This is a genomic window from Enterococcus sp. DIV1328a (assembly GCF_050536905.1).
Lineage (GTDB): Bacteria > Bacillota > Bacilli > Lactobacillales > Enterococcaceae > Enterococcus > Enterococcus faecalis.
This window is the reverse complement of record NZ_CP172912.1, coordinates 2,706,857-2,728,463: the sequence shown is the minus strand read 5'-3', so window position 1 is coordinate 2,728,463 and position 21,607 is coordinate 2,706,857. Positions and strand designations below refer to the sequence as shown.

The 21,607-nt window shown below is 39.9% G+C and carries 18 protein-coding genes; 13 read left to right on the top strand and 5 right to left on the bottom strand.

Annotation, left to right across the window (positions count from 1 at the left end; translation table 11 throughout):
- The first annotated feature begins 109 nt into the window (after positions 1–109).
- The 7 genes from IGL93_RS13070 to IGL93_RS13040 all read left to right on the top strand — a co-directional run bounded on the left by IGL93_RS13070 (position 110) and on the right by IGL93_RS13040 (position 9,181).
- The gene (locus IGL93_RS13070) at positions 110–1,144 is read left to right on the top strand and encodes an FUSC family protein (RefSeq protein ID WP_430600013.1); all 1,035 of its coding nucleotides are present in this window, start codon (positions 110–112) and stop codon (positions 1,142–1,144) included.
- Positions 1,145–1,323: 179 nt separating this feature from the next.
- Complete coding sequence (locus IGL93_RS13065) at positions 1,324–2,244, top strand: peptidase U32 family protein (RefSeq protein ID WP_002354722.1); 921 nt, start codon at positions 1,324–1,326, stop codon at positions 2,242–2,244.
- A 27-nt stretch (positions 2,245–2,271) separates the two neighbouring features.
- On the top strand, positions 2,272–3,519 hold the full coding sequence (locus IGL93_RS13060; protein ID WP_002368523.1) for a peptidase U32 family protein: 1,248 nt from the start codon (positions 2,272–2,274) through the stop codon (positions 3,517–3,519).
- Between the two features lie 23 nt (positions 3,520–3,542).
- A complete protein-coding gene (locus tag IGL93_RS13055; RefSeq protein ID WP_010706951.1) occupies positions 3,543–5,105 on the top strand; it encodes a PucR family transcriptional regulator in 1,563 nt (520 codons plus the stop codon).
- Positions 5,106–5,238: 133 nt separating this feature from the next.
- Positions 5,239–6,513, top strand: coding sequence for a cytosine permease (locus IGL93_RS13050; protein WP_016617646.1), 1,275 nt, complete (start codon positions 5,239–5,241; stop codon positions 6,511–6,513).
- A 19-nt stretch (positions 6,514–6,532) separates the two neighbouring features.
- On the top strand, positions 6,533–7,627 hold the full coding sequence (locus IGL93_RS13045) for a DUF917 domain-containing protein (RefSeq protein ID WP_002354727.1): 1,095 nt from the start codon (positions 6,533–6,535) through the stop codon (positions 7,625–7,627).
- Positions 7,628–9,181, top strand: a complete 1,554-nt coding sequence (locus tag IGL93_RS13040; protein WP_002360919.1) for a hydantoinase/oxoprolinase N-terminal domain-containing protein — start codon at positions 7,628–7,630, stop codon at positions 9,179–9,181.
- A 56-nt stretch (positions 9,182–9,237) separates the two neighbouring features.
- On the opposite strand, the gene IGL93_RS13035 is transcribed toward IGL93_RS13040, so the two are convergent.
- Entirely contained in the window at positions 9,238–10,755 is a 1,518-nt protein-coding gene (locus tag IGL93_RS13035; RefSeq protein ID WP_002386215.1) for an RNA-binding domain-containing protein, read from the bottom strand.
- Positions 10,756–11,179: 424 nt separating this feature from the next.
- On the opposite strand from IGL93_RS13035, the gene gor reads away from it, so the two are divergent.
- From gor to folP, 6 genes are all read left to right on the top strand, one after another.
- Complete coding sequence (gene gor / locus IGL93_RS13030; protein ID WP_002354732.1) at positions 11,180–12,529, top strand: glutathione-disulfide reductase; 1,350 nt, start codon at positions 11,180–11,182, stop codon at positions 12,527–12,529.
- 197 nt (positions 12,530–12,726) lie between these two features.
- Positions 12,727–13,089, top strand: a complete 363-nt coding sequence (folB, locus tag IGL93_RS13025; RefSeq protein WP_002372599.1) for a dihydroneopterin aldolase — start codon at positions 12,727–12,729, stop codon at positions 13,087–13,089.
- Positions 13,090–13,575 carry a 2-amino-4-hydroxy-6-hydroxymethyldihydropteridine diphosphokinase gene (folK, locus tag IGL93_RS13020; protein WP_002378871.1) on the top strand — a complete coding sequence of 162 codons (486 nt, stop codon included), beginning with the start codon at positions 13,090–13,092 and terminating at the stop codon, positions 13,573–13,575.
- On the top strand, positions 13,569–14,138 hold the full coding sequence (folE, locus tag IGL93_RS13015; protein WP_002383148.1) for a GTP cyclohydrolase I FolE: 570 nt from the start codon (positions 13,569–13,571) through the stop codon (positions 14,136–14,138). The genes folK and folE overlap by 7 nt, the downstream gene beginning before the upstream one ends.
- 3 nt (positions 14,139–14,141) lie before the next feature.
- Positions 14,142–14,735: a non-canonical purine NTP pyrophosphatase gene (locus IGL93_RS13010; protein ID WP_010713670.1), complete on the top strand. Its 594-nt coding sequence runs from the start codon at positions 14,142–14,144 to the stop codon at positions 14,733–14,735.
- The gene (gene folP / locus IGL93_RS13005) at positions 14,728–15,519 is read left to right on the top strand and encodes a dihydropteroate synthase (protein WP_010713671.1); all 792 of its coding nucleotides are present in this window, start codon (positions 14,728–14,730) and stop codon (positions 15,517–15,519) included. Before IGL93_RS13010 ends, folP begins: the two co-directional genes overlap by 8 nt.
- 1,282 nt (positions 15,520–16,801) lie before the next feature.
- On the opposite strand, the gene IGL93_RS13000 is transcribed toward folP, so the two are convergent.
- The 4 genes from IGL93_RS13000 to IGL93_RS12985 all read right to left on the bottom strand — a co-directional run bounded on the left by IGL93_RS13000 (position 16,802) and on the right by IGL93_RS12985 (position 21,345).
- Positions 16,802–17,788, bottom strand: coding sequence for a polyprenyl synthetase family protein (locus IGL93_RS13000; RefSeq protein WP_010713672.1), 987 nt, complete (start codon positions 17,786–17,788; stop codon positions 16,802–16,804).
- 37 nt (positions 17,789–17,825) lie between these two features.
- Positions 17,826–18,383, bottom strand: coding sequence for a Gx transporter family protein (locus IGL93_RS12995; protein ID WP_002354743.1), 558 nt, complete (start codon positions 18,381–18,383; stop codon positions 17,826–17,828).
- Between the two features lie 11 nt (positions 18,384–18,394).
- Positions 18,395–18,817 (bottom strand): NusG domain II-containing protein, encoded by a 423-nt coding sequence (locus IGL93_RS12990; RefSeq protein WP_002358956.1) that lies wholly within the window; start codon positions 18,815–18,817, stop codon positions 18,395–18,397.
- Positions 18,818–19,398: 581 nt separating this feature from the next.
- Positions 19,399–21,345: an NAD(P)/FAD-dependent oxidoreductase gene (locus IGL93_RS12985; RefSeq protein WP_002354747.1), complete on the bottom strand. Its 1,947-nt coding sequence runs from the start codon at positions 21,343–21,345 to the stop codon at positions 19,399–19,401.
- Positions 21,346–21,607 lie beyond the last annotated feature (262 nt).

Below are 21,607 nucleotides of genomic sequence, written 5' to 3'. Positions count from 1 at the left end.
CAAAGTGATTTTTGTCCCACGCTCCTTTTTCTATTTTCCAGTGGCGATTTCTTTTTGAGAATTGCCAGATTGATTTTTCTGTGCTACGTTAATAAGGAGGGGTGATGGAATGGAACAATCTTTTTTTCGAGAATTACTACATTATCAACGTCCAAAGGATAATCCTTTTCGACTAGTGTTTGCTGGCTTGGTTATGTTCAGCATTCTTTTTTTGGGCTATATCAATCATCAATTATTGATTTCAAGCTTTGGCTCGTTAGGTATTTTTACTTTTTTATATTATCAGCCGTTACCATTAAAACAGTTAATGACTCGTTTATCTGTGGTCGGTAGTTACCTTTTTTTAGGAAATTTGTTAGGCATGTTATCGACCCATATTGCATGGCTCATTCCCATTGTTGTTGCACTGGTCGGTTTTGGTGGCCGCTTTTTCTTTGAAGTCTACGATATTTCAAAACCAGGGGCCTTCTTTGGTGTGATGGTGACAGCGATGGGTGCCAGTACGAGTATTCCGTTAGCAAAAATTCCGTTCATGAGTGGCTGTATGTTATTAGGCATTGGCTTTTCCATTTTGTTTGCACTAGTGTTGCATTTTACAGAGAAGGAAATCAGTGCCCCGCTAGCTAAGCGATCATTACGGGAACGAATTTATCGGCATCCAGAAGCGCCATTAGATAGCATATATTATAGCTTTGTCTTATTTTTTGCTGTATATATCAGCGAAAGTTTACATTTACAGAATCCGTATTGGTTAGTCGTTTCCTGTGCATCCATTTTACAAGGAGACAATTTACGTGCGATTAAGCAGCGAAATATTCAGCGAATTTTTGGCACAACGATTGGATTGGTTATTTCCGCTTTTCTGCTTAATTTAGCTTTGACAACTTTTGAATCGATTGTCGTGATTACAATCTTATTTGTGACCGTTGAGTATTTTATTCGTCGTAATTATGGATTGGCGCATTTTTTCACAACGCCTATGGCTCTGATGCTTTCATTGCTCGTTCGTCAGCAGTACGTGATAACGTTGATTCAATTCCGCTTTTTGGGGATTGTTTTAGGCAGCTTGTTAGGCTTAGCGGCAGCGTGGCTATTCACCGTTGTAGTAACGTTTTATGAACGAAAATATCACTTGAACGAGTGACCAAAGAACAGATGACCAGTAATTAAAAAAAGAGCATTTGGTAGGTAAGCGGTTGGCGCTTTTCTACCAAAATTTTTTCGGAAACATTGTGAAAAATGTACGTTTAATACAGATGGGCTCTTTTAAAGTTTGTGAACGTATGATACTATTAAACGGTCATAAAGAAGGAGGCTATATTTATGATTGAACTGATTGCAACTGCAGAATCTGTTGAGCAGGCTGTAGAATTACTCGCAACAGGTGTGGATACATTATATATTGGAGAAGAAACATTCGGGTTGCGTTTGCCCGTATCTTTTACACGAGATGAACAACGCGAGATTGTGAAACGTGCACATGAAATGGGCAAACAAGTGCTAGTTGCAGTAAATGGCATTATGCACCCTGAAAAAATGAAATTAGTCCCAGAGTATCTGACATTTTTAAAAGAAATCAACGTCGATAAAATTACTTTGGGTGATCCAGGTATTGTGTTTATTATGCAACGAGATGGATTAGAAATTCCTTACGTTTATGATGGCGAAACCTTAGTAACGAGCTCACGTCAAATCAATTTTTGGAGTAAACGAGGAGCCATCGGAGCTGTCCTAGCTCGGGAAGTACCTTTTGAAGAAATGGTCGCAATGGAAGAGAACTTAGCAGTTCCAGCTGAAATTCTTGTCTATGGGGCGACGTGTATTCATCAATCGAAACGCCCATTAATTCAAAATTACTACAATTACACAAAGAACGACAAAGGGGTTACGAAAGACGAAGGGCTGTTTATTTCTGAACCCAAAAAACCAGAAACCCACTATTCCATTTATGAAGATAGTCATGGTACGCATATTTTTGCCAATAACGATGTGAACTTGATGAATGAGTTAACAAACTTGTATGACCATCACTATCGTACATGGAAGCTCGATGGCCTTTACACGCCAGGTGAAAATTTTGTCGCGATTGCTCGCTTATTTGCTGAAGCGAAAGCAGCACTTGAAGCGGGAACTTGGTCAGAAGATCAAGCAGCTCATGCAACAGCTGAAATTGAAAAATTACATCCAACAGGTCGTGGCTTAGACAATGGTTTCTTTGATTTAAGTGCCGATGCAATAAAATAAATTGATTCATTTAAGGGGAAGAAGAACATGAAAGTAATGACAGAACGAACATTGAAGCGTCCCGAGGTGTTGGCTCCAGCCGGGACGCTAGAAAAACTAAAAGTCGCAATTCGTTACGGTGCCGATGCCGTTTATATCGGAGGGAATGCCTACGGTCTGCGTAGCCGCGCAGGAAATTTCACGCCAGAAGAAATGGCGGAAGGCGTAGCCTTTGCCCGCGAACATAATGCGAAAGTTTATGTCGCTGCCAATATGGTCACTCATGAAGGAAACCAGGAAGGGGCAGGAGCGTTTTTCAGAGAATTGCGAGACATCGGAATTTCAGCTGTGATTGTTTCCGATCCAGCTTTAATCGAAATTTGTGCGACAGAAGCACCAGGTTTACCTATCCATTTATCGACACAAGCTTCAGCAACTAATTATGAAACATTAGAATTTTGGAAAAATGAAGGCTTAGAACGTGTGGTTTTAGCGCGCGAAGTTTCAATGGAGGAAGTTGCAGCGATTCGTGAAAATACGGACATTGAAATTGAAGCCTTTATTCATGGAGCAATGTGTATTTCTTATTCAGGTCGTTGTACTTTATCCAACCATATGTCGATGCGGGATGCCAATCGTGGCGGTTGCTCTCAATCTTGTCGTTGGAAATACGAGTTATTTGATATGCCTTTTGGGACAGAACGTCGGAGCAAAACCAGTGAAGGGGAAGTTGAAGAAGAGTTTTCAATGAGCGCCGTAGATATGTCTATGATTGAACATATTCCAGAATTAATTGAAAATGGTGTCGATAGTTTTAAAATTGAAGGCCGCATGAAATCCATTCACTATGTTTCGACAGTCGCTAATGTGTATAAAAAAGCCGTCGATTCTTACATGGAAGATCCTGAAAACTATGTCTGCCAACAAGAGTGGATTGATGAATTATGGAAAGTAGCACAACGTGAATTAGCAACTGGTTTTTATTACAATACACCAAGTGAAAATGAACAATTATTCGGCGAACGTCGTAAAATTCCACAATATAAATTTGTTGGCGAAGTGATTGCGTACAACGAAAAGACGCAAGTCGCAACGATTCGTCAACGGAACCTTTTCAGTGTCGGCGATGAAATTGAATTTTATGGTCCCGGGTTTACCCATTTCCACCAAACCGTTAAAGAGATGTATAATGAAGACGGTGAAGCGATCGATCGGGCACCTAATCCCATGATGTTATTAACAATGGAAGTGACGCAACCTGTTGCAGTCGGCGATATGATTCGTAAGAAAAAATAAACTAGCCAAAAGGAGGAGTAATTATGAGTGTCCGCGTGAATGATTTATTAAAATTACCGTCTTTGCGAGAAGCAACGGTACTTTCTGGTAAAAACCAATTGGACACATCTGTTGCTTCTCTTTCTTTTTTAGAAGTCTCTGATATGTCTTTGTTTTCGGAAAAACTTCACAAAACAAATGAATACCATGCTGGTGAAATTTTGATTGGTTCATTTTGTGCCATTCGTCATGATGTGGTGAAGCAATGTGAAACGATTCGGCATCTCCATGAATTAGGCGAAGTAGGCCTAATCTTGTACTACGTTGGGATTATCGTACCGAAAGTTGCAGAGGAAGTGATTCAATTAGCGGATTCTTTAGGTTTTATTTTAATCCAAATGCCTAAAAATGATCCCACATTACGCTACAACGAAGTCATTTATGAAGTCATGAAATTGTTAGTCAATAAAAATAAAATGGCTTCTTTTGCAACGGACCTCTTGGAAAAAGTTTCCCTTTTGCCTGAACAAAACCGCAGTGTGGAAATGACCTTGAAAATCCTATCCGATTTTTTAAAAGTCAACATTGCGTTAACCACCTATACCAATGAAATCATCAGCACCATCAATTGGCCGCGAAGCACGAAATTACCCTTAACCAAGTTACTTTATCAATCACAAGAGAAAGTAGCGCTAGGAGAAACGACCTACTTCATTACCTCGCAAAAACTTCCTCAGAAAGATGGACAAACATTGAAGCTTTACTTCATTCGAGAAGAAGAGCAGTTAACCTCTTTTGAGATGAATCAAGCGGTGGAAGTCGTTCAGATGGCTCTGAATTTATGGGGGAAAAACTATGACGAAGTCAGTGAGTATGCCTTAGTCCAAGCAATCATTAACGATGAAAGTGATAAGATGTACCAATTAGCCAAAAAATTAATGATTGATATTTCTTCTGTCGAAACGATGTGGCTTTTGCCTATTTGGCAACAAGGACAAGAAATCCACGCTATTCAGCAAGATTTGAAAGATTTCCTACGTTACTATTACCAAACAACGATTGTCCAACAAACAGAAAATTACCTGATTGTTCTCTTAGGTAATTATTTACACAAACAGCCTGAAGCCTCGATCAGTAAAGAATACTTGCAAGCCACAGACTATCAGGACTATTTAGGTGAAATCATCCTTTGTCCGAAAGTTCGTAACACGACTGAAGTGCGTGTCAGCTACCAAACCGCTAATCAAGTCGCGCCGTTTTTAAAGCGTGTCTATCCACAAAGAAAAGTGTTATCAATCGCGGAAATTCGTACAGTTCAACAAATGATGACGTGTCTCCAAGCAGGAGAAGAAGCCATCCAACAACGCTTAGCAGTTATCCAACCTCTCTTAAAAGAATCAGAGCAGTTAATGACATTAGGAACGTTTTTACTAGATGCAAGTAGTGATTTTAAAGAATGCGGCGAACGCCTATTTGTTCATAAAAATACGGTCAAATATCGTATCAGTAAAATTAATGAAGCGCTCGGCTATGATATGACTAACGCCGCCGAAGCCTATGAAGTCTATTTGGCGATGATCTTATATCGCTTGGTCACGAATGAATGAAAAAAGCAGACAATCGGCAGTAGCCGATTGTCTGCTTTTTTATTTTAAGCCAAAACTTCCTCGATATTTTTTTCAATTTGAAAAAGACCTATGACTGATTTTTCGTTATAATTGAAAAAATAATTAAGGAGGAATGAGAATGAAATTAAAAAACGAGCAACAACAATCGTGGCTTAGCTTAGCATTTGTTTGGGCGGGCGCAATGATTAGCGTGCCAGGATTAATTATTGGAGGAACGTTAGTTGCAGGCATGCCTTTATGGGAAGCTTTGTTAACAGGATTTATTGGTTACGGTATTATTGTTATTTTAATGATTTTACAAGGAATTCAAAGTTCCGACTTACAAGAACCTTCTGTCAAAGTCGCTTCTCAAGTGTTTGGCATTCAAGGTTCGCAAAAGATTATTTCCATTATTCTAGCGATTGCTTGCTTAGGTTGGTTTGGTTTGCAAGCCAATGTCAGCGGCGGCGCCTTCACGAACTTTTTAAAAATTTACGGCATTGATTTACCTGTGTCGCTTTCTTCCTTAATCTGGGGAGTTATCATGCTTATTTCGGCTCTTTATGGCATAAAAATATTGAAAATTCTGAATTATTTTGCGGTTCCTGTGTTAGTTCTGGTTTGTCTTTATGGCTTGGTGGCTTCGTTAAGAAACAACGGTTGGGAAGCTGTTAGTCAATATACACCTCAAACAGCAGGAAGCTTTATGTCAGGTCTTTCAATGACTGTCGGTTCTTTTGCATTAGGCGCAGTAATTGCTGGAGATTACTCTCAATATGTTTCTTCTCGTAAAGATGTGGTTAAAGCGGCCACATTAGGGATTTTACCGACAGGCTTGTTGATGATTGGCGTTGGTGCGGTCTTGACCATTGCATCGAACACCGCAGATATCACGGAAGTTTTTATGAATCTCGGTTTTCCAGTTTTAGGAATTATTGCGCTAATTTTAGCAACTTGGACCACGAATGCCGTGAATGCTTTTTCTGGCGGATTGGCCTTGATTAATGTCTTTGATATTCCAAAAGAAAAAGAAAAAGTCGCTGTCGGTGCGGCCGGCGCCATTGGAACCTTATTAGCAGTTGTGGGGATTTTAAATTACTTTACGCCGATTATGTCCGTCCTTTCTGCGATGGTGCCACCAGTGGCTGGTGTAATGATTGCTGCCTATTGGTTGATTAACAAAGGCGATCGAACCAAATGGCAGCCAACGCCTGGCGTGAATAAATTAGGTGTTTTTTCATGGCTAATTGGTGCTGCAGTGGGGGGCATTCCGGTGATTATGAGTTTCTTTCCCAATGCCCCTCAATTGCCTAACCAACCGCTAATTGGCATTGTTTTATCGTTTGTTATTTATTATTTCGGTGCAAAACGTCAACAGATGAACACCGAATCATTAGAAATGGAATGAAGAAGAGGAGTGTCGGAGAATGCGTTATTTAGATGCAGAAGCAATTGAGAATATAGCCACAGGAGCAGCTTTTTTAGGGACAGGAGGTGGCGGTGATCCCTACATTGGTAAAATGATGGCTTTGTCCGCCATCGAAGAAAACGGACCTGTCAAACTGGTTTCTCCAGAAGAGATAGCTGCGGAGGATTTTTTCCTACCCGCCGCAATGATGGGTGCCCCATCTGTCGCAATTGAAAAATTTCCCAAAGGCGACGAATTCGTCCGTGTCTTTGAGAAGTTAGGAAAATATTTAGACCAAGAAACGATTGCGGGGACCTTTCCAATGGAAGCTGGGGGCGTCAATTCAATGATTCCAATTGTTGTTGCAGCGAAGCTAGGCATTCCCTTGGTGGATTGTGATGGTATGGGTCGGGCCTTTCCAGAATTGCCTATGGTAACGTTCCATTTGAATGGGATGTCAGCGACCCCTATGGCAATTACCGATGAAAAAGGAAATATTGGCATTATGGAAACGATTGATAATACTTGGACAGAACGTCTTGCTCGTGTTCAAACGGTTGAAATGGGCGCCAGTGCTTTAGTGAGTATTTATCCCGCGACAGGCAAACAATTACAAGACTATGGTATTCACAACATCGTGACATTATCAGAAGAAATTGGCAAAGTGATTCGAGGTACCTATGCAGATGAACAAGAAAAACGCCAAGCATTAGTAGAAGTTACGGATGGGTTTGAATTGTTCCAAGGAAAAATTCTAGATGTGGAACGAGAAGTAAAAGGTGGCTTCAATTTGGGACGTGTCAAATTGAGTGGCTTAAACAGTGATGCTGGTTCAGAAGCAGTCGTCCATTTTCAAAATGAAAATTTAATTGCCGAGAAAGATGGTCAGGTGATTGCGATGACGCCTGATTTGATTTGTATGGTAGATTTAGAAACTTTAACGCCTGTGACAACAGAAAGCTTGAAATACGGCAAACGTGTCCAAGTAATGGGCTTGAAAGCGAATGCCGCTTGGCGAACGAAAAAAGGTATCGAAACAGTGGGTCCTCGGTATTTCGGCTACGAAATGGATTATCAACCACTAGAAAACTTAGTAGCGAAGGAGGACAAATAAATGTATAAAATCGGTATCGATGTCGGCGGCACAAATACAGATGCTGTTATTTTAGATCATCAATTAAACTTGATTCATTCAGTGAAAGTTCCAACAACCGATGATATTCAAACAGGGATTGCCGGTGCCTTAAATAAAGTCTTGGCAGAATCAGCAGTGGACCCAACCAAAGTCACACATGCAATGTTGGGCACGACCCAATGTACGAATGCCATTGTTGAGCGAAAAAAATTAGCAAAAGTTGGGGTCCTTCGTTTGGGCTATCCAGCAACCGCTTCGGTCTTGCCTTACACAGCTTGGCCCAAGGATTTAGTGGCCACTCTTTCAGAAACGTATGCTTTAGCACATGGCGGCTACGAATATGATGGACAACCATTGACTGCACTGGACGAAGAAGAATTACGTGGGATTTTGGCCTCTTGGCGAGGAGAAGTAGAGGCAATCGCAGTAATTGGCGTTTTTTCTTCTTTAAAAAATGACCAAGAATTGTTTGTTCAAGCGCTTGCGAAGGAAGTGTTAGGGGCAGATGTTCCTGTATCTTGCTCCTCAATGATTGGGTCTGTCGGTTTAATCGAACGGGAAAATGCGACAATTTTGAATGCTGCGTTGCACAAAGTAATTAAAGTGACCAGCGAAGGCTTTGAACAAGCCTTAGAACAAGAAAAAATTCATCACGCCCAAGTGTACTTATGTCAAAATGATGGTACGTTAATGTCGTTAACGTATGCCAAACAGTTTCCTATTTTAACCATTGCTTGTGGACCAACCAATAGTATTCGTGGGGCTTCTTACTTAGCCGGCTTGAAAGATGCGGTTGTTTTAGATGTTGGTGGCACAACGTCAGACATTGGCGTGTTAGTGGATGGCTTTCCAAGAGAATCTTCACTGGCCGTTGATGTTGGCGGGGTACGGACTAATTTTAGAATGCCAGATATCGTGTCAATCGGTGTCGGCGGCGGCAGTCTAGTGCGTGAACAACCAGATGGTTCTGTGACAGTTGGCCCCGATAGTGTCGGCTACCGTATTACACAAGAGGCCCTTGTTTTTGGCGGCACACAATTAACGACCACTGATATTGCGGTTCGCTTAGGCCATGCCCAAGTCGGTGATCCTAGCAAAGTGGCTCATTTAGACCAAGCGTTTGCGGAAAAAGTGTACCAAAAAATTGGCGAATTGGTCAGTGAAGCGATTGATCGCATGAAGACCAGTTCCGCAGACGTGACGGTCGTTTTAGTTGGTGGTGGGAGTATTATCATCCCCGAAGAATTGACAGGCGTTAAAGCGCTAATTCGCAACGAAAACGGAGCAGTGGCGAATGCCATCGGTGCCTCTATCGCTCAGATTAGCGGACAATACGAACAAATTTATGTCTATTCAAAAATCCAACGGGATGCGGCGTTGACTGATGCCCAAGAAAAAGCCGTCCAACAAGCTGAACTTGCGGGTGCAGTCCCTGGCACAATCGAGTTAGTCGAGGTGGAAGAAACACCACTCGCCTATCATCCAGAAAATGCAACCCGCTTACGAGTAAAAGTGGTTGGGAATATGTATTAAAAGAAAGGAAATCCTCTGGCATATGAGGGTTTCCTTTTTGTGCTATAGTCTCATCTTTACTTTCGAGTCAATTCAGTTTCAATGCGTTTTAAAATCCTCTTGTTCGCAATTATACCAAGTTCTTCTGTTGAGTTAAGCATATAAATCGTTGATTTCCCATTTCCTTTGTTTAACAAAGTACCTTGTTGGACTAAGCTGGTAACGGTTTTTCTAATTTTATAGTCAGAGTACCCACTATTTTTTTGAATATCTTTAATTTTTGCTTGTCCGTGATCCATCAAGTATAAAATAATTAATTGTTCAATATCAGTATAACCTTTTAGGCTATCTTTCATATTAATTTTCCAGATTTTGATAGTGGTTGCATCGAAATAGGTATCAATATCAGGTGCTTTTAAACTATTTTTAGTCGCTGCATCTATTATTCTAGGTCCTCCAGACCCTGCCTTCTCAGCAATTCCTACTCTCCTAAACAAAGTTGAAATAATCGGATTTCTAGTGACTGAATAACTTCCATGAATAAATTCTTCTTTAGACACTTTCATTTCTCCTGGATTGTAGAACTCAATATAATCATCGTAATCTGCAATCTTAATGACATGATCTGAATCATAATACGCATGCATTAAGACATTTACCAAAGCTTCTTTTAGTGATAATAATAGATCTGATTTATAGGAACCGCGAGTCATATCTTGTGATTGTCTAAAAGTATCAGGAATTGCGAGAGCGAATTTTTCAATGACAATAGTGTAAAAAGAGAAAATATTCATCTCTGGATAGTTCATATCACCTGTGGAAACTCTATCTAACCAATCGCTATCTAATGAACTTTTTTTCTTAAAATAATCCAATTGAAACTTTTTAAACCTGTCTGTAATTGAATGATATTTTCCGAAAAATAATAGTCCGCCAGTTGTTAATTTATATACATTATCGCTGTTCATTCTATCCTTTTTCAGGACACCCAAATTTATAAGTAACTCTTCATCTGAATAATCTAAGTATTTTTGCTCCTGAGTATTTTTATAAAGTAATTCTCTATATTCTTGAATTGTTTTTGTGTTTAAATCGTCCAGGGTATAATTATTTAGTAGCTCAGTATCTATATCGTTCTGAGAATCGACAATTAGGTATTTAAATTGATTATCATCTGCTTTTCGATCGCCATCATCTGTTCTTATGTAGGTATTCGTTTTATTTCCATTTAGATAAATAGGTCTTCTTTCAAATGAAGCTTTTGGGACTTTAATTTGTATAATTGATTTTCCAGCAACTTTTAATGTAATAACATCTTCATTACTCAATAAATTAGCGCTCACTTTTTTCTTGTCGTGAATAAGATTCCAAAAATCCCTAAGGATCATTTCTGGCTTATCAACGCCAACAACTCTATAGCCGTTGGGTATTTCTTCTACACCTAAAATAATTATACCACCCTTAGTATTTGCAAATGCGCTGTATGTACTCCAGATATCTTTGGAAAGAGAAGTCTGTGATTTTTTGTACTCTAATTGCCAACTTTCTTTTGGATGTGAAAAGATTTCGTCTTTTAATTCTATAAATTGATTCATACGTCCCCTCCTTAGTAATAAATTCAAAAGTAAATCAAAAGTAAAAAAACTGAGTGGTATCAAGCCTTTGAGTGATTTTTTCAAAAGAAAAAGTCATTTTTGAAAAGAAAACCAAAAGAATTGACATATAGATAAAATGTGGTATAATTTTAGGTTTCAATAATTAAATTGTATCATTAAAAAACTTTTTTTTCTAGAAGATTTTAGCAAGAAGTAGTTAAATGAACCAAGTAAATCAATCATAACTAGGAATTCCCTTCGACAATGCTACGATTGAATTCCTTTCCCCCAGTGCTTTTACGGAACGAATCAATAAAACAGAAGCAGCAGAAAACTAAACAAAAGTAAGTAATACGACTGTCTTTTTTTGCTATTTTTTGCGATAATAAGGGAGAAAGTTCAAATTGAAAGGGAGCCAGAATAAATGAAAACCTATGATTATATTGTTATTGGTGGCGGTAGTGGCGGGATTGCTTCTGCTAACCGCGCAGGAATGCACGGAGCCAACGTCCTTTTAATTGAGGGCAACGAAATTGGTGGGACCTGTGTCAACGTTGGTTGTGTGCCTAAAAAAGTCATGTGGCAAGCCAGCAGCATGATGGAAATGATGGAAAGAGACACAGCAGGCTATGGGTTTGATGTTGAAATCAAAAATTTTAGCTTTAAACAATTAGTTGAAAATCGTGAAAAATATATCGACTTCTTACATGGTGCGTATAATCGTGGTTTAGACAGTAACAACATTGAACGTATCCATGGTTACGCTACGTTTACTGGGGAGCAAACAATTGAAGTCAATGGGACAGAATATACGGCGCCGCACATTTTAATCGCGACAGGTGGTCGTCCGAAAAAACTAGGTATTCCAGGAGAAGAATATGCCTTAGATTCAAACGGCTTCTTTGCGTTAGAAGAAATGCCAAAACGTGTGGTCTTTGTCGGTGCGGGTTACATCGCAGCCGAATTAGCAGGAACCTTACATGGCTTAGGCGCAGAAACACATTGGGCCTTCCGTCATGAACGACCATTACGAAGCTTTGATGACATGCTTTCTGAAAAAGTCGTAGAACGCTATCAAGAAATGGGCATGCAAATTCATCCGAATGCAACACCAGCTAAAATTGAAAAAACGGCGCAGAATGAGTATGTTATTACATTTGAAAATGGTGAATCAATCACGACAGATGCCGTGATTTTCGGGACAGGCCGTCAGCCGAACACGGATCAATTAGGCTTAGAAAATACGAAAGTAGCTCTTGATGAAAAAGGCTACGTCAAAGTAGATAAATTCCAAAATACCACACAAAATGGCATCTACGCAGTCGGCGATGTCATTGGGAAAATCGACTTAACGCCAGTCGCGATTGCCGCTGGTCGGCGCCTGTCTGAACGCTTATTTAACGGACAAACCGATTTATATCTGGATTATAACTTGGTGCCAACGGTGGTCTTTACCCATCCACCAGTTGCGACAATTGGTTTAACGGAAAAAGCAGCGCTTGAAGAATATGGTGAAGACCAAGTGAAAATCTATCGCTCTAGCTTTACGCCAATGTACTTCGCTTTAGGAGAATACCGTCAAAAATGCGACATGAAATTAATCTGTGTCGGTAAAGAAGAAAAAATTGTCGGTTTGCATGGCATCGGCATCGGTGTTGACGAAATGCTACAAGGCTTTGCAGTCGCTATTAAAATGGGCGCGACCAAAGCTGATTTTGATAATACTGTTGCGATTCATCCAACAGGCTCAGAAGAATTTGTAACAATGCGATAAAAGGCGAATAAACCCCAAAAAAGAGCGTTGCTGATGCAACGCTCTTTTTTGAATACACAAGTTATACTATTTGATTCATAAAAAGTAATTTTTTATATCATGCCAATAACCACTTTTCCATCTTTTAACTACTGACTTTTCCAAGAAATATGCTATGATTAAAAAAATCAGCAAAACAGAGGGTAGGGAGTTAGAGGATGGATAAAATTAGAATCAACAACTTGAAATTTTTCACAAAAAATGGTGTTTTGGCAGAAGAAAAACGTCTAGGACAGCAAGTAGAAATCGACCTTGAAATGCAGTTGTCGCTAGCCGAGGCAGGGCGAACAGATGATGTCACCCAAACTGTCAATTATGCCGAAGTGAATGAATTGATTGCCCAACGAGTAAACAATCACTCGTACGATTTAATCGAAGGTTTAGCGAGTGCTATTTTAGATGATATTTCCGCAGATTATCAAGAACAATTGGACAAAATTATCATTAAAATTAGAAAATATAGTGTGCCGATGCCCGGCCTTTTTGACAATATTGAAATTGAAATGGAGCGAGAAGTATAGATGATTGGCTATGTAGCATTAGGTAGTAACGTCGGCGATCCGTACGCAAATTTAGTGAAAGCCCGCAATTATTTAAACGAAGACCCGCAGATTCAGGTCGTGGCTTCTTCAAAACTTTATGAAACGGATCCTTACGGCTATACAGACCAAGATGATTTTTTGAACGCCGTATTGAAAATTGATACTAGCTATACCGCTGAAGAGTTATTGGCTGTTACCCAAGGGATTGAGCAAGCAATGAAACGTAAAAAATTAATTCACTGGGGTCCGCGGATTATTGATATTGATATTTTATTATTAGGGGAACAGTCAGTCGCGTTGCCCCACTTACAAGTTCCTCATCAAGAATTAACAAAACGGTCATTTGTTTTGATTCCCTTAAGTGATGTTTACGCAGAGGAACAACTATTGGGCGCGCCAATAGCTACGTGGATTCAGCGCAGTGGCAATCAAGAAGAAGTGCGAGTAAGCGAAAAGGAATGGTAGAGATGGAGCAGGAAAAACAAGCGCAAATTGAGCAGGCAGTTACCACAATCTTAGAAGCAGTGGGGGAAGATACTCAACGGGCAGGACTCATTGATACACCCAAACGTGTAGCTAAAATGTATGCAGAAGTTTTTAGTGGATTAACCGAACCTGAATTTGACGATTATAAATTATTTGATAGCTTAAATGAAGGCGAAATGGTTCTAGTAAAAGATATTGCCTTTTATTCAATGTGTGAACACCATTTATTGCCATTTTATGGAAAAGTACATGTCGCTTATCTGCCAGAAGGTGGCAAAGTATTGGGACTAAGCAAGTTACCAAGATTAGTAGAACATTGTGCCAAACGTCCCACAGTTCAAGAAGATTTAACAGTGACAATTGCCCGCAAACTTCAAGAAAATATTCCCGTTAAAGGCATTGCAGTAGCCATTGAAGCGGAACATATGTGTATGACGATGCGCGGCGTGAAAACACCACAAAGTAGCACCAAAACATTTCAATTTACCGGACTATTTAAAGAACAAGAGTGGAAAAATCAATTTTTAATGGAGATACGTTAGAAAATGGAAATTATTGTTGGCACGAATAACCAAGGTAAGTTAAAAGAAATGCAATCAGGACTTAAGGACCCCGCTATTCAACTTGTCTCTTATCGAAAGTATACAACCAGTCAAGAACAACCTGCAGAAACTGGCACTACGTATGCTGAAAATGCTTATCTAAAAGCTCGCTTTTTCCAACAATTAATTGGCCGCCCAGTGTTAGGTGATGATGGCGGCTTAACGTTAACTGCTTTTCCTGATTTATTAGGTATTCATACAAGCCGCTTTTTCCATTCAGCCAATCCGGAAGAACAGAACCGCGAACTGTTGCACTTATTTGAAGGGCGACAGTCGACTCGAGAGTTAACCTTATCAGCCACGTTGGTCTATGTACTCGATGACGACAAACTGTTGCAAACGGAAGCCACTTTGACTGGTGAATTAGTTGAACCGCACGGTACAGGTGGTTATGGCTTTGATCCGATTATTTATTTACCAGATCGAGGCAAAACCTTAGCGGAGTTGTCCACGAGTGAACGAATGAAGATAAGTCCTAGAATGCGGGCTTTACGAAAGATGATTCAGCAGATAAAGGAGCAATGTGACAATGATTGATTTAAAAAAGAATTACCAAATTATGGGGATTGTCAACACGACCCCCGACTCTTTTTCTGATGGCGGTAGCTACACAACGGTCGACGTGGCCTATCAACATGCGCTTCATCTACTAGAAGCGGGGGCCGATATTTTAGACATTGGCGGCCAATCCACACGTCCTGGCTACGAAGAAGTTTCTCCACAAGTTGAGGTAGACCGAGTATTACCATTAATAAAAAAAATACGTGAGACTTCTCTAGCGCCGATTTCTGTGGATACCTACTATCCCGAAGTAGCAGAAGCCGCGATCCAAGCTGGCGCCACAATGATTAATGACATCAAAGGATTAGACACTCCGAGGATGGCAGAAGTCCTCGCACAATATCCTGAAGTCCAAGTTGTGATTATGCATTCTAGAAAACGCCAATCGCTTTCTTTAAAAGAAGAGTTGCACCAATTTTATACAGAAAAAATTGAACAATGCCAAAAATATGGGCTTTCCTTAGAAAAAATTTGTTTCGATCCAGGGATTGGCTTTCATAAAACTGTCGCAGAAAACCTTCAACTGTTAAAAGATCCTAACGCCTTTCGCTACCAAGATTATCCGTTACTATACGGCGTTTCTCGCAAACGAACCATCGGCGCTTTAACGAACGAACCAGAACCAGCCAACCGTGATTTTGGCTCAGCCGCTGCTTCCTTGTATGCAGCACAACAAGGCGTAGAAATTTTACGTGTTCATAATGTCCAAGGCTTAAAACAAACATTTGATGTCTGGCGAGCATTGTCGGAGAAGGAGTAAGGGCGGAGCAATAGACTAAACAGACCGACCATCAAAAAAGATGGTCGGTCTGTTTAGTCTAAAAAATTTTAGTTGGCTGAATCGTTTTATCCCAGTAAACGGTGCGCGATTTTTATTACAAAAGAAAGCGGCTGTTGAATAATCAGGAAAGTAAGCGTATTCTAGGAAGGTACAAATGTGTTATACTACACAAGTAGGAAGTTTATGACGGTGGCAATTTCTCAAAAAAAGGGGGACTGCCAATGTTTTTGCTTGTTTGCTCTTTCCCTAGAAAGGAATAGTAGTGACTGTCTTTGAAGCATTGATGCTTGCGATTGCTTTCGCAACATTAATTGTCAAAATCAGTAATAAAAACGACAAAAAATAAACCCGTCATAACTTTTAGCGAAGATTGACGGGTTTATTTATCCACAATTAAAGCTACCGTCTTAAACGGTCTACCCGAGAGCGTATGTCTAGTACGCTCTCTTCGTGTTTATTATAGCAAGTTGAAACGGAAAAGTCGAATAGTAAATAAAAAAGTAAGCGTATTCTAGGAAGGCATAAATGTGTTATACTACACAAGTAGGAAGTTTATGACGGTGGCAATTTCTCAAAAAAAGGGGGACTGCCAATGTTTTTGCTTGTTTGCTCTTTCCCTAGAAAGGAATAGTAGTGACTGTCTTTGAAGCATTGATGCTTGCGATTGCTTTCGCAACATTAATTGTCAAAATCAGTAATAAAAACGACAAAAAATAAACCCGTCATAACTTTTAGCGAAGATTGACGGGTTTATTTATCCACAATTAAAGCTACCGTCTTAAACGGTCTACCCGAGAGCGTATGTCTAGTACGCTCTCTTCGTGTTTATTATAGCAAGTTGAAACGGAAAAGTCGAATAGTAAATAAAAAAGTAAGCGTATTCTAGGAAGGCATAAATGTGTTATACTACACAAGTAGGAAGTTTATGACGGTGGCAATTTCTCAAAAAAAGGGGGACTGCCAATGTTTTTGCTTGTTTGCTCTTTCCCTAGAAAGGAATAGTAGTGACTGTCTTTGAAGCATTGATGCTTGCGATCGCTTTCGCAACATTAATTGTCAAAATCAGTAATAAAAACGACAAAAAATAAACCCGTCATAATCTTTAGCCAGGATTAACGGGTTTATTTCCTAATTAATTCAGCTACCGTCTTAAACGGTCTACCAGAGAGCGTATGTCTAGTACGCTCTCTTCGTTTTTATTATACCAAGGTATCACCTAAAAAGCTAGCCGCTAAATCCTCAATAGGATCCAGCGGCTTTTTTAATTTTCTCTTGTCAAAATCGTTTGTGTAATTTCATACAATTGTTCTTTCGCTTGGGCCTTTGTTTCAGGAAGTTTGCTGATTTCTTTCAGCGCTTTTTCTGTGTAATGAGTGGCTAATTGTTGGGCCTTTTCTACGCCACCTAGTTCATGGACAAGACGATAAATTTCCTGTGTTTCTTCATCGGTCAAGGCTTCTTTTTTCATTAAAAGTGGCAACAAAACTTCAGGATTGGCTTCAAGTGCATAAATCAAGGGCAAAGAATACACGCCTTGACGTACGTCTTCTAAGACGGGTTTGCCGATAGCATCGGCAGTTTGCGTATAGTCCAAAATATCATCAATAATTTGAAAAGCCAGTCCGATGTTTTCGCCGATTTCACCACAACGTTTGGCAAAACGTTGGGAGGTGCCACTTTCATAGGCACCGACAAAACAACTTAGCGCAAACAGTTCCGCAGTTTTCCCGGAAATATTTTTTAAATATTGGTCAATCGTTACCTCGAAATTATAGCGATTGTCCATTTGACCAAGCTCACCAGTCAGGACTTTTTCCATACTGCGCGAATTTAATTGAATGCTTTTTAATGAAGAAGAATAATCAGATAAGAGCTTGAAACAGCAAACAAAAAGATAATCGCCTGTATACACGGCTGTGCTATTCCCAAAGCGCGAACGCAATGTTGGCAAGCCACGACGCGTATCGGCTTCGTCGACAATATCGTCGTGAACTAACGTGGCGGTATGCAGTAATTCAATGGAAGCCGCTAACGCTGTCGCCTTTTTAGGGTCCCGCTGTTCACCAAAATAAGAGAACAACAGTTGGTAGGCTGGACGTAGCAATTTGCCGCCAGAATGAATCATATCATGGACAGCAGCTTGAATCTCTTGATTATCGATTTGAACCGCTTGTTCCATCAAGCGAAGAGTAGTTGTTAATTCTTTTGATAACGTAGGATAGGTATTCCACATAGGATGTATATTCATAAGATGACTCCTTTAATTGTGGCGGACAGGTTTTCAATTAGAAAAATTGACTCCACTTATGTTTCGTTGTTTGTTCATAATTCAGTTGGAATTTTCGTAACGTCTGGACATGTTGTAGTAAATAATTAGCGGCAATCCCAATGGCAATCCCTGAGAGTAACCCAAACAGAGATAAAAATGGTAAGTACAGCATCGGCGCCCACGAATGAGCAAAGAAAGAGGTCGTTAGCAACTGACCAACGTTGTGTAAGAAACCACCAACGGCACTAATCCCGATAATGCTGACCCGTTTTGGCCCCAGCTGCTTGACAAGCAACATGCCGAAATAACTTAATAAGGCACCACTGGCACTATAGAAAAAGGTCGAAAGTGTACCGCCCAGTAATGTCGTTAAAATCAAACGTAAACAGACTAGGAAAAAACTATCACGCTTACGCATGGTGAAAATCGCAATAATAGTAATTAAATTTGCTAGACCGAGCTTTGCCCCAGGAGCAAATGCGAAAGGGTAAGGAATCATATTTTCGATTAAGCCAATAATGACCCCTTGGGCAACGAGCATAGCAATATAAATATTCTTGTGTAATTTGCTCATAGTTGTCGTGCTTAATAAATTAAGCTACCGTCTTCACTCCCATCAGAAGCTTCCACGGTGATAAACAAATTGTGGGGTAGACAGGCAATCGGGGTTTCACCAGGTTTGGAAATCCAGCCTCGCCGAACATCCACTAAGTCAGCACAGTTGGCTTCCTTCACGCGGATACGATCACCATCTACTTCAATCAGGTTGTAATCACCGTCTTTTGCTTCGTATTTATATGTATAATGCGGGCCGTCCTTTTTTAAGTCAAAGACTTTGATTACTTTGTTGTCTACTTTCAAGACTGCTTGATACGTAGCCGCTTCTTGACCACGGTTTTGCATGGCAAAAACAACAAGGGGCAGAAAAGAACCAAGAACTAAAACAGCAATAATAATAACGTCCCATGTTTTCAAGCGACTTTTCTTAATGAATTCTTTGATCGTCATTTTCTTCTCTCTCCTTTGGTGTTTTTTTCTTGTCTATCATAACACAGTGAACGAGCTTGGAACAAAAATTATTTTGAATTTTTGTTCCAAGCTCAAAAACTGATAAACGGCGGGAACAGAACCAACACTACGCGTTGCTCCGATCTCAACAACTTCTAAGAGCTAAAGCTCTAAGAGTTGAAGGTCCTTCGGAAATAAGCCGAAATTGTTGAGAATCACGAAGAACGTAGTGATTCGATGATGAACAATACCTACTTGGTCTCCAAAAATTAAAGAGCACCGAGTAGGTATCATGCAACATCAACTCTTTCCTCGTTGTGTTTTATGACAATTTTCGGAAATTCCTTCTTATTGCTGAGAAACACTATTTGCAAAGCAAATAGATGTTGAACAGTACCTACTTGGTTCTCGGAGCTAAACGATTCTGTCCCGACCTCAGTTGAGCCACCATATTATATAAAAGAAAATATGTGGGACAAAAGTCATGCTTGACTGCTGTCCCACATACTAAATCCTATGATAGTCAGCTGGAGACATGTGTCTCAGCTTTTGCTCGTAGTTGTCAATCGATGATCGATTGCTTACTTACCGCCGTATCTAGCTTTCGGGGTACCATACCACGCTTTACCAAGTTTGCGTTGAATCCATGGAATTACCCAGCGGTCTAAACCGACAGCACGGCCTGAACCGTTCATCAAAGCAAAAGCGACAAAGATAAACCAGATATTTACCCAATAGAACATGCCAGATAAACAGAAGGCAATTGTTAAACCAATTGTAGCAGCACTTGATAACCAAGTGAATAAACCAGCAATCAATGCTAAAGCAATACATACTTCAACGATTGTCATGAATTTTTGCATGAACAAAGCAACTTCTTGGTTTGGCATCATAAATTTCATTACGCTTTCGAACCATTTAGGCATGTGATCAAACACTTGCATTGGTGTTTCGCCGTAAGCGTAGCTTAAACCAAAGTGCGCTGCTTGTGTTGCCGCATCGGCACCACCGCTTGCCGCCGCATCCGCCGCACCACTTGCAGCAGTTGTTGCTGTTTCAGTTGCTTGAGAAGCACCTGTTGTTACTTGTTCTTGTAACCAAGGGAATGGGAAAACGACTTTATCTGTGAACCAAGAACCATCACCAAACCAAGTGCTTGGTTTCAAGTAATCGCCGTTGCCGACAATTTTCTTCATTGATTCGACTAACCAAACCATACCATAGAAGACACGTAGCGGAACACTCCACAAGACATTGCCGTAACGAGACGTATGTCCGCGAGCAACAGAACGATCATCTTTAATATGGAAGATTTCGTGCATAATGTATTGGAACATGTAGTAACCAGAACGAATATCAAAGAAGTATTTCAAGTTAACGATATGTTTCATAATGATGGCTAAGAAACCACTCAAATGAATTTTATCGAATAAGTTGGCAACGCCCCATTTCGCGCCGATGGAAACCATGAATCCTTGGTAGTTTCCTTTAAAGGCGTGTTTTTCGCCGCCTTTAATATCTGCAACGATGTTGGCAGCCGCAGTATGACCTGTTTGTTCAGCTGCTTGAACGATTTGAGGAGTTGGTGTATTTGGTGTTTCTTCGTAATAAACCAAGTCACCAATGATATAAATGTTTTTGTCTTCGTAACCTTTTGCTTGCATGTATTCATTCGCAACTAAACGACTACCACGTGCTGCTTCTAAACCAAAGTCAGCGGCATCAGAAGTTGCTTTCACACCAGCTGTCCAGATTAACGTATGCGTTGGTACTTCAGAACCATCTTTTAATTTAATGTGATCTGCTGCAACTTCAACGATTGGTGAGTTCAATAATAATTGAACATTTTTCTTTTCTAGATAACGTTCTGCTTTGGCAGCATCGTTACGAGATAACATGTTTAAGATGGTTGGCATTGCTTCAACAACCATTAATGTAATTTCGTCTGGATCAATTTTGGCATCTTTCGCTAAACGATCTTTCCAGTCGATTAATTCGCCGACCATTTCGATCCCAGTAAAACCAGAACCACAGACAACGAATGTTAACATTGCTTTGCGTACTTCAGCATCTGGTTCGATGGCTGCTTTAGCAACGGTTGCTTCAATGTGATGACGAATTTTCACTGCGTCATCAAATGACCATAAGGTGAAACCATTTTCTTTCACGCCTGGTGTTCCAAAGTCGTTTGGTTCGCCACCCATACCCAGAATTAACTGGTCAAATGGATAAGAACCTGCTAAAGTTTTCACAACTTTGTTTTCTTTGTCGATCCCAGTAACAGTATCTGTTACCAATTTTACGTTTTTCTTGCGTGAGAACAAACGTTGTAAGTCGTATTGAATTGCTTCTGGTTCAACACGTCCGCCTGCTACTTCATGCAATTCGGTCATCATAGTGTGGTAAGAATGGCGATCAATCAATGTGATTGTTACGTCCGTATCTTTTTTAAATTTCTTTGCTAGAAATTTAGTAGCTGAAACGCCAGCATACCCAGCACCTACAACGACAATATTTTGCTTTGTCATTGACAATCCGCTCCTTAATATTGTAAGTAGTAAAATAGTGATAATGATTAATAAGTACACAATCGACTAACATTATATAAGTATTTCACGAATTTGTCTAATATAAATTTTAATTGTCAACAAATTTACTCCAACGATGAGTTTTTGATGAAAAAAAGACCGAAATGTAAATATTTTTAGGGGATGGTCTTGACAACGTTTTTAAAACCATTATAATGTGTAATGTATCACAAACTTTTGATGTTTGTGAAAATCAGGAAAG

Bases quoted from the DNA above. Each gene is read 5' to 3' on its own strand.
- IGL93_RS13070 (WP_430600013.1), top strand. From the start codon at position 110: ATGGAACAATCTTTTTTTCGAGAATTACTACATTATCAACGTCCAAAG.
- IGL93_RS13065 (WP_002354722.1), top strand. From the start codon at position 1,324: ATGATTGAACTGATTGCAACTGCAGAATCTGTTGAGCAGGCTGTAGAA.
- IGL93_RS13060 (WP_002368523.1), top strand. From the start codon at position 2,272: ATGAAAGTAATGACAGAACGAACATTGAAGCGTCCCGAGGTGTTGGCT.
- IGL93_RS13055 (WP_010706951.1), top strand. From the start codon at position 3,543: ATGAGTGTCCGCGTGAATGATTTATTAAAATTACCGTCTTTGCGAGAA.
- IGL93_RS13050 (WP_016617646.1), top strand. From the start codon at position 5,239: ATGAGAATGAAATTAAAAAACGAGCAACAACAATCGTGGCTTAGCTTA.
- IGL93_RS13045 (WP_002354727.1), top strand. From the start codon at position 6,533: ATGCGTTATTTAGATGCAGAAGCAATTGAGAATATAGCCACAGGAGCA.
- IGL93_RS13040 (WP_002360919.1), top strand. From the start codon at position 7,628: ATGTATAAAATCGGTATCGATGTCGGCGGCACAAATACAGATGCTGTT.
- IGL93_RS13035 (WP_002386215.1), bottom strand. From the start codon at position 10,755: ATGAATCAATTTATAGAATTAAAAGACGAAATCTTTTCACATCCAAAA.
- gor (WP_002354732.1), top strand. From the start codon at position 11,180: ATGAAAACCTATGATTATATTGTTATTGGTGGCGGTAGTGGCGGGATT.
- folB (WP_002372599.1), top strand. From the start codon at position 12,727: ATGGATAAAATTAGAATCAACAACTTGAAATTTTTCACAAAAAATGGT.
- folK (WP_002378871.1), top strand. From the start codon at position 13,090: ATGATTGGCTATGTAGCATTAGGTAGTAACGTCGGCGATCCGTACGCA.
- folE (WP_002383148.1), top strand. From the start codon at position 13,569: ATGGTAGAGATGGAGCAGGAAAAACAAGCGCAAATTGAGCAGGCAGTT.
- IGL93_RS13010 (WP_010713670.1), top strand. From the start codon at position 14,142: ATGGAAATTATTGTTGGCACGAATAACCAAGGTAAGTTAAAAGAAATG.
- folP (WP_010713671.1), top strand. From the start codon at position 14,728: ATGATTGATTTAAAAAAGAATTACCAAATTATGGGGATTGTCAACACG.
- IGL93_RS13000 (WP_010713672.1), bottom strand. From the start codon at position 17,788: ATGAATATACATCCTATGTGGAATACCTATCCTACGTTATCAAAAGAA.
- IGL93_RS12995 (WP_002354743.1), bottom strand. From the start codon at position 18,383: ATGAGCAAATTACACAAGAATATTTATATTGCTATGCTCGTTGCCCAA.
- IGL93_RS12990 (WP_002358956.1), bottom strand. From the start codon at position 18,817: ATGACGATCAAAGAATTCATTAAGAAAAGTCGCTTGAAAACATGGGAC.
- IGL93_RS12985 (WP_002354747.1), bottom strand. From the start codon at position 21,345: ATGACAAAGCAAAATATTGTCGTTGTAGGTGCTGGGTATGCTGGCGTT.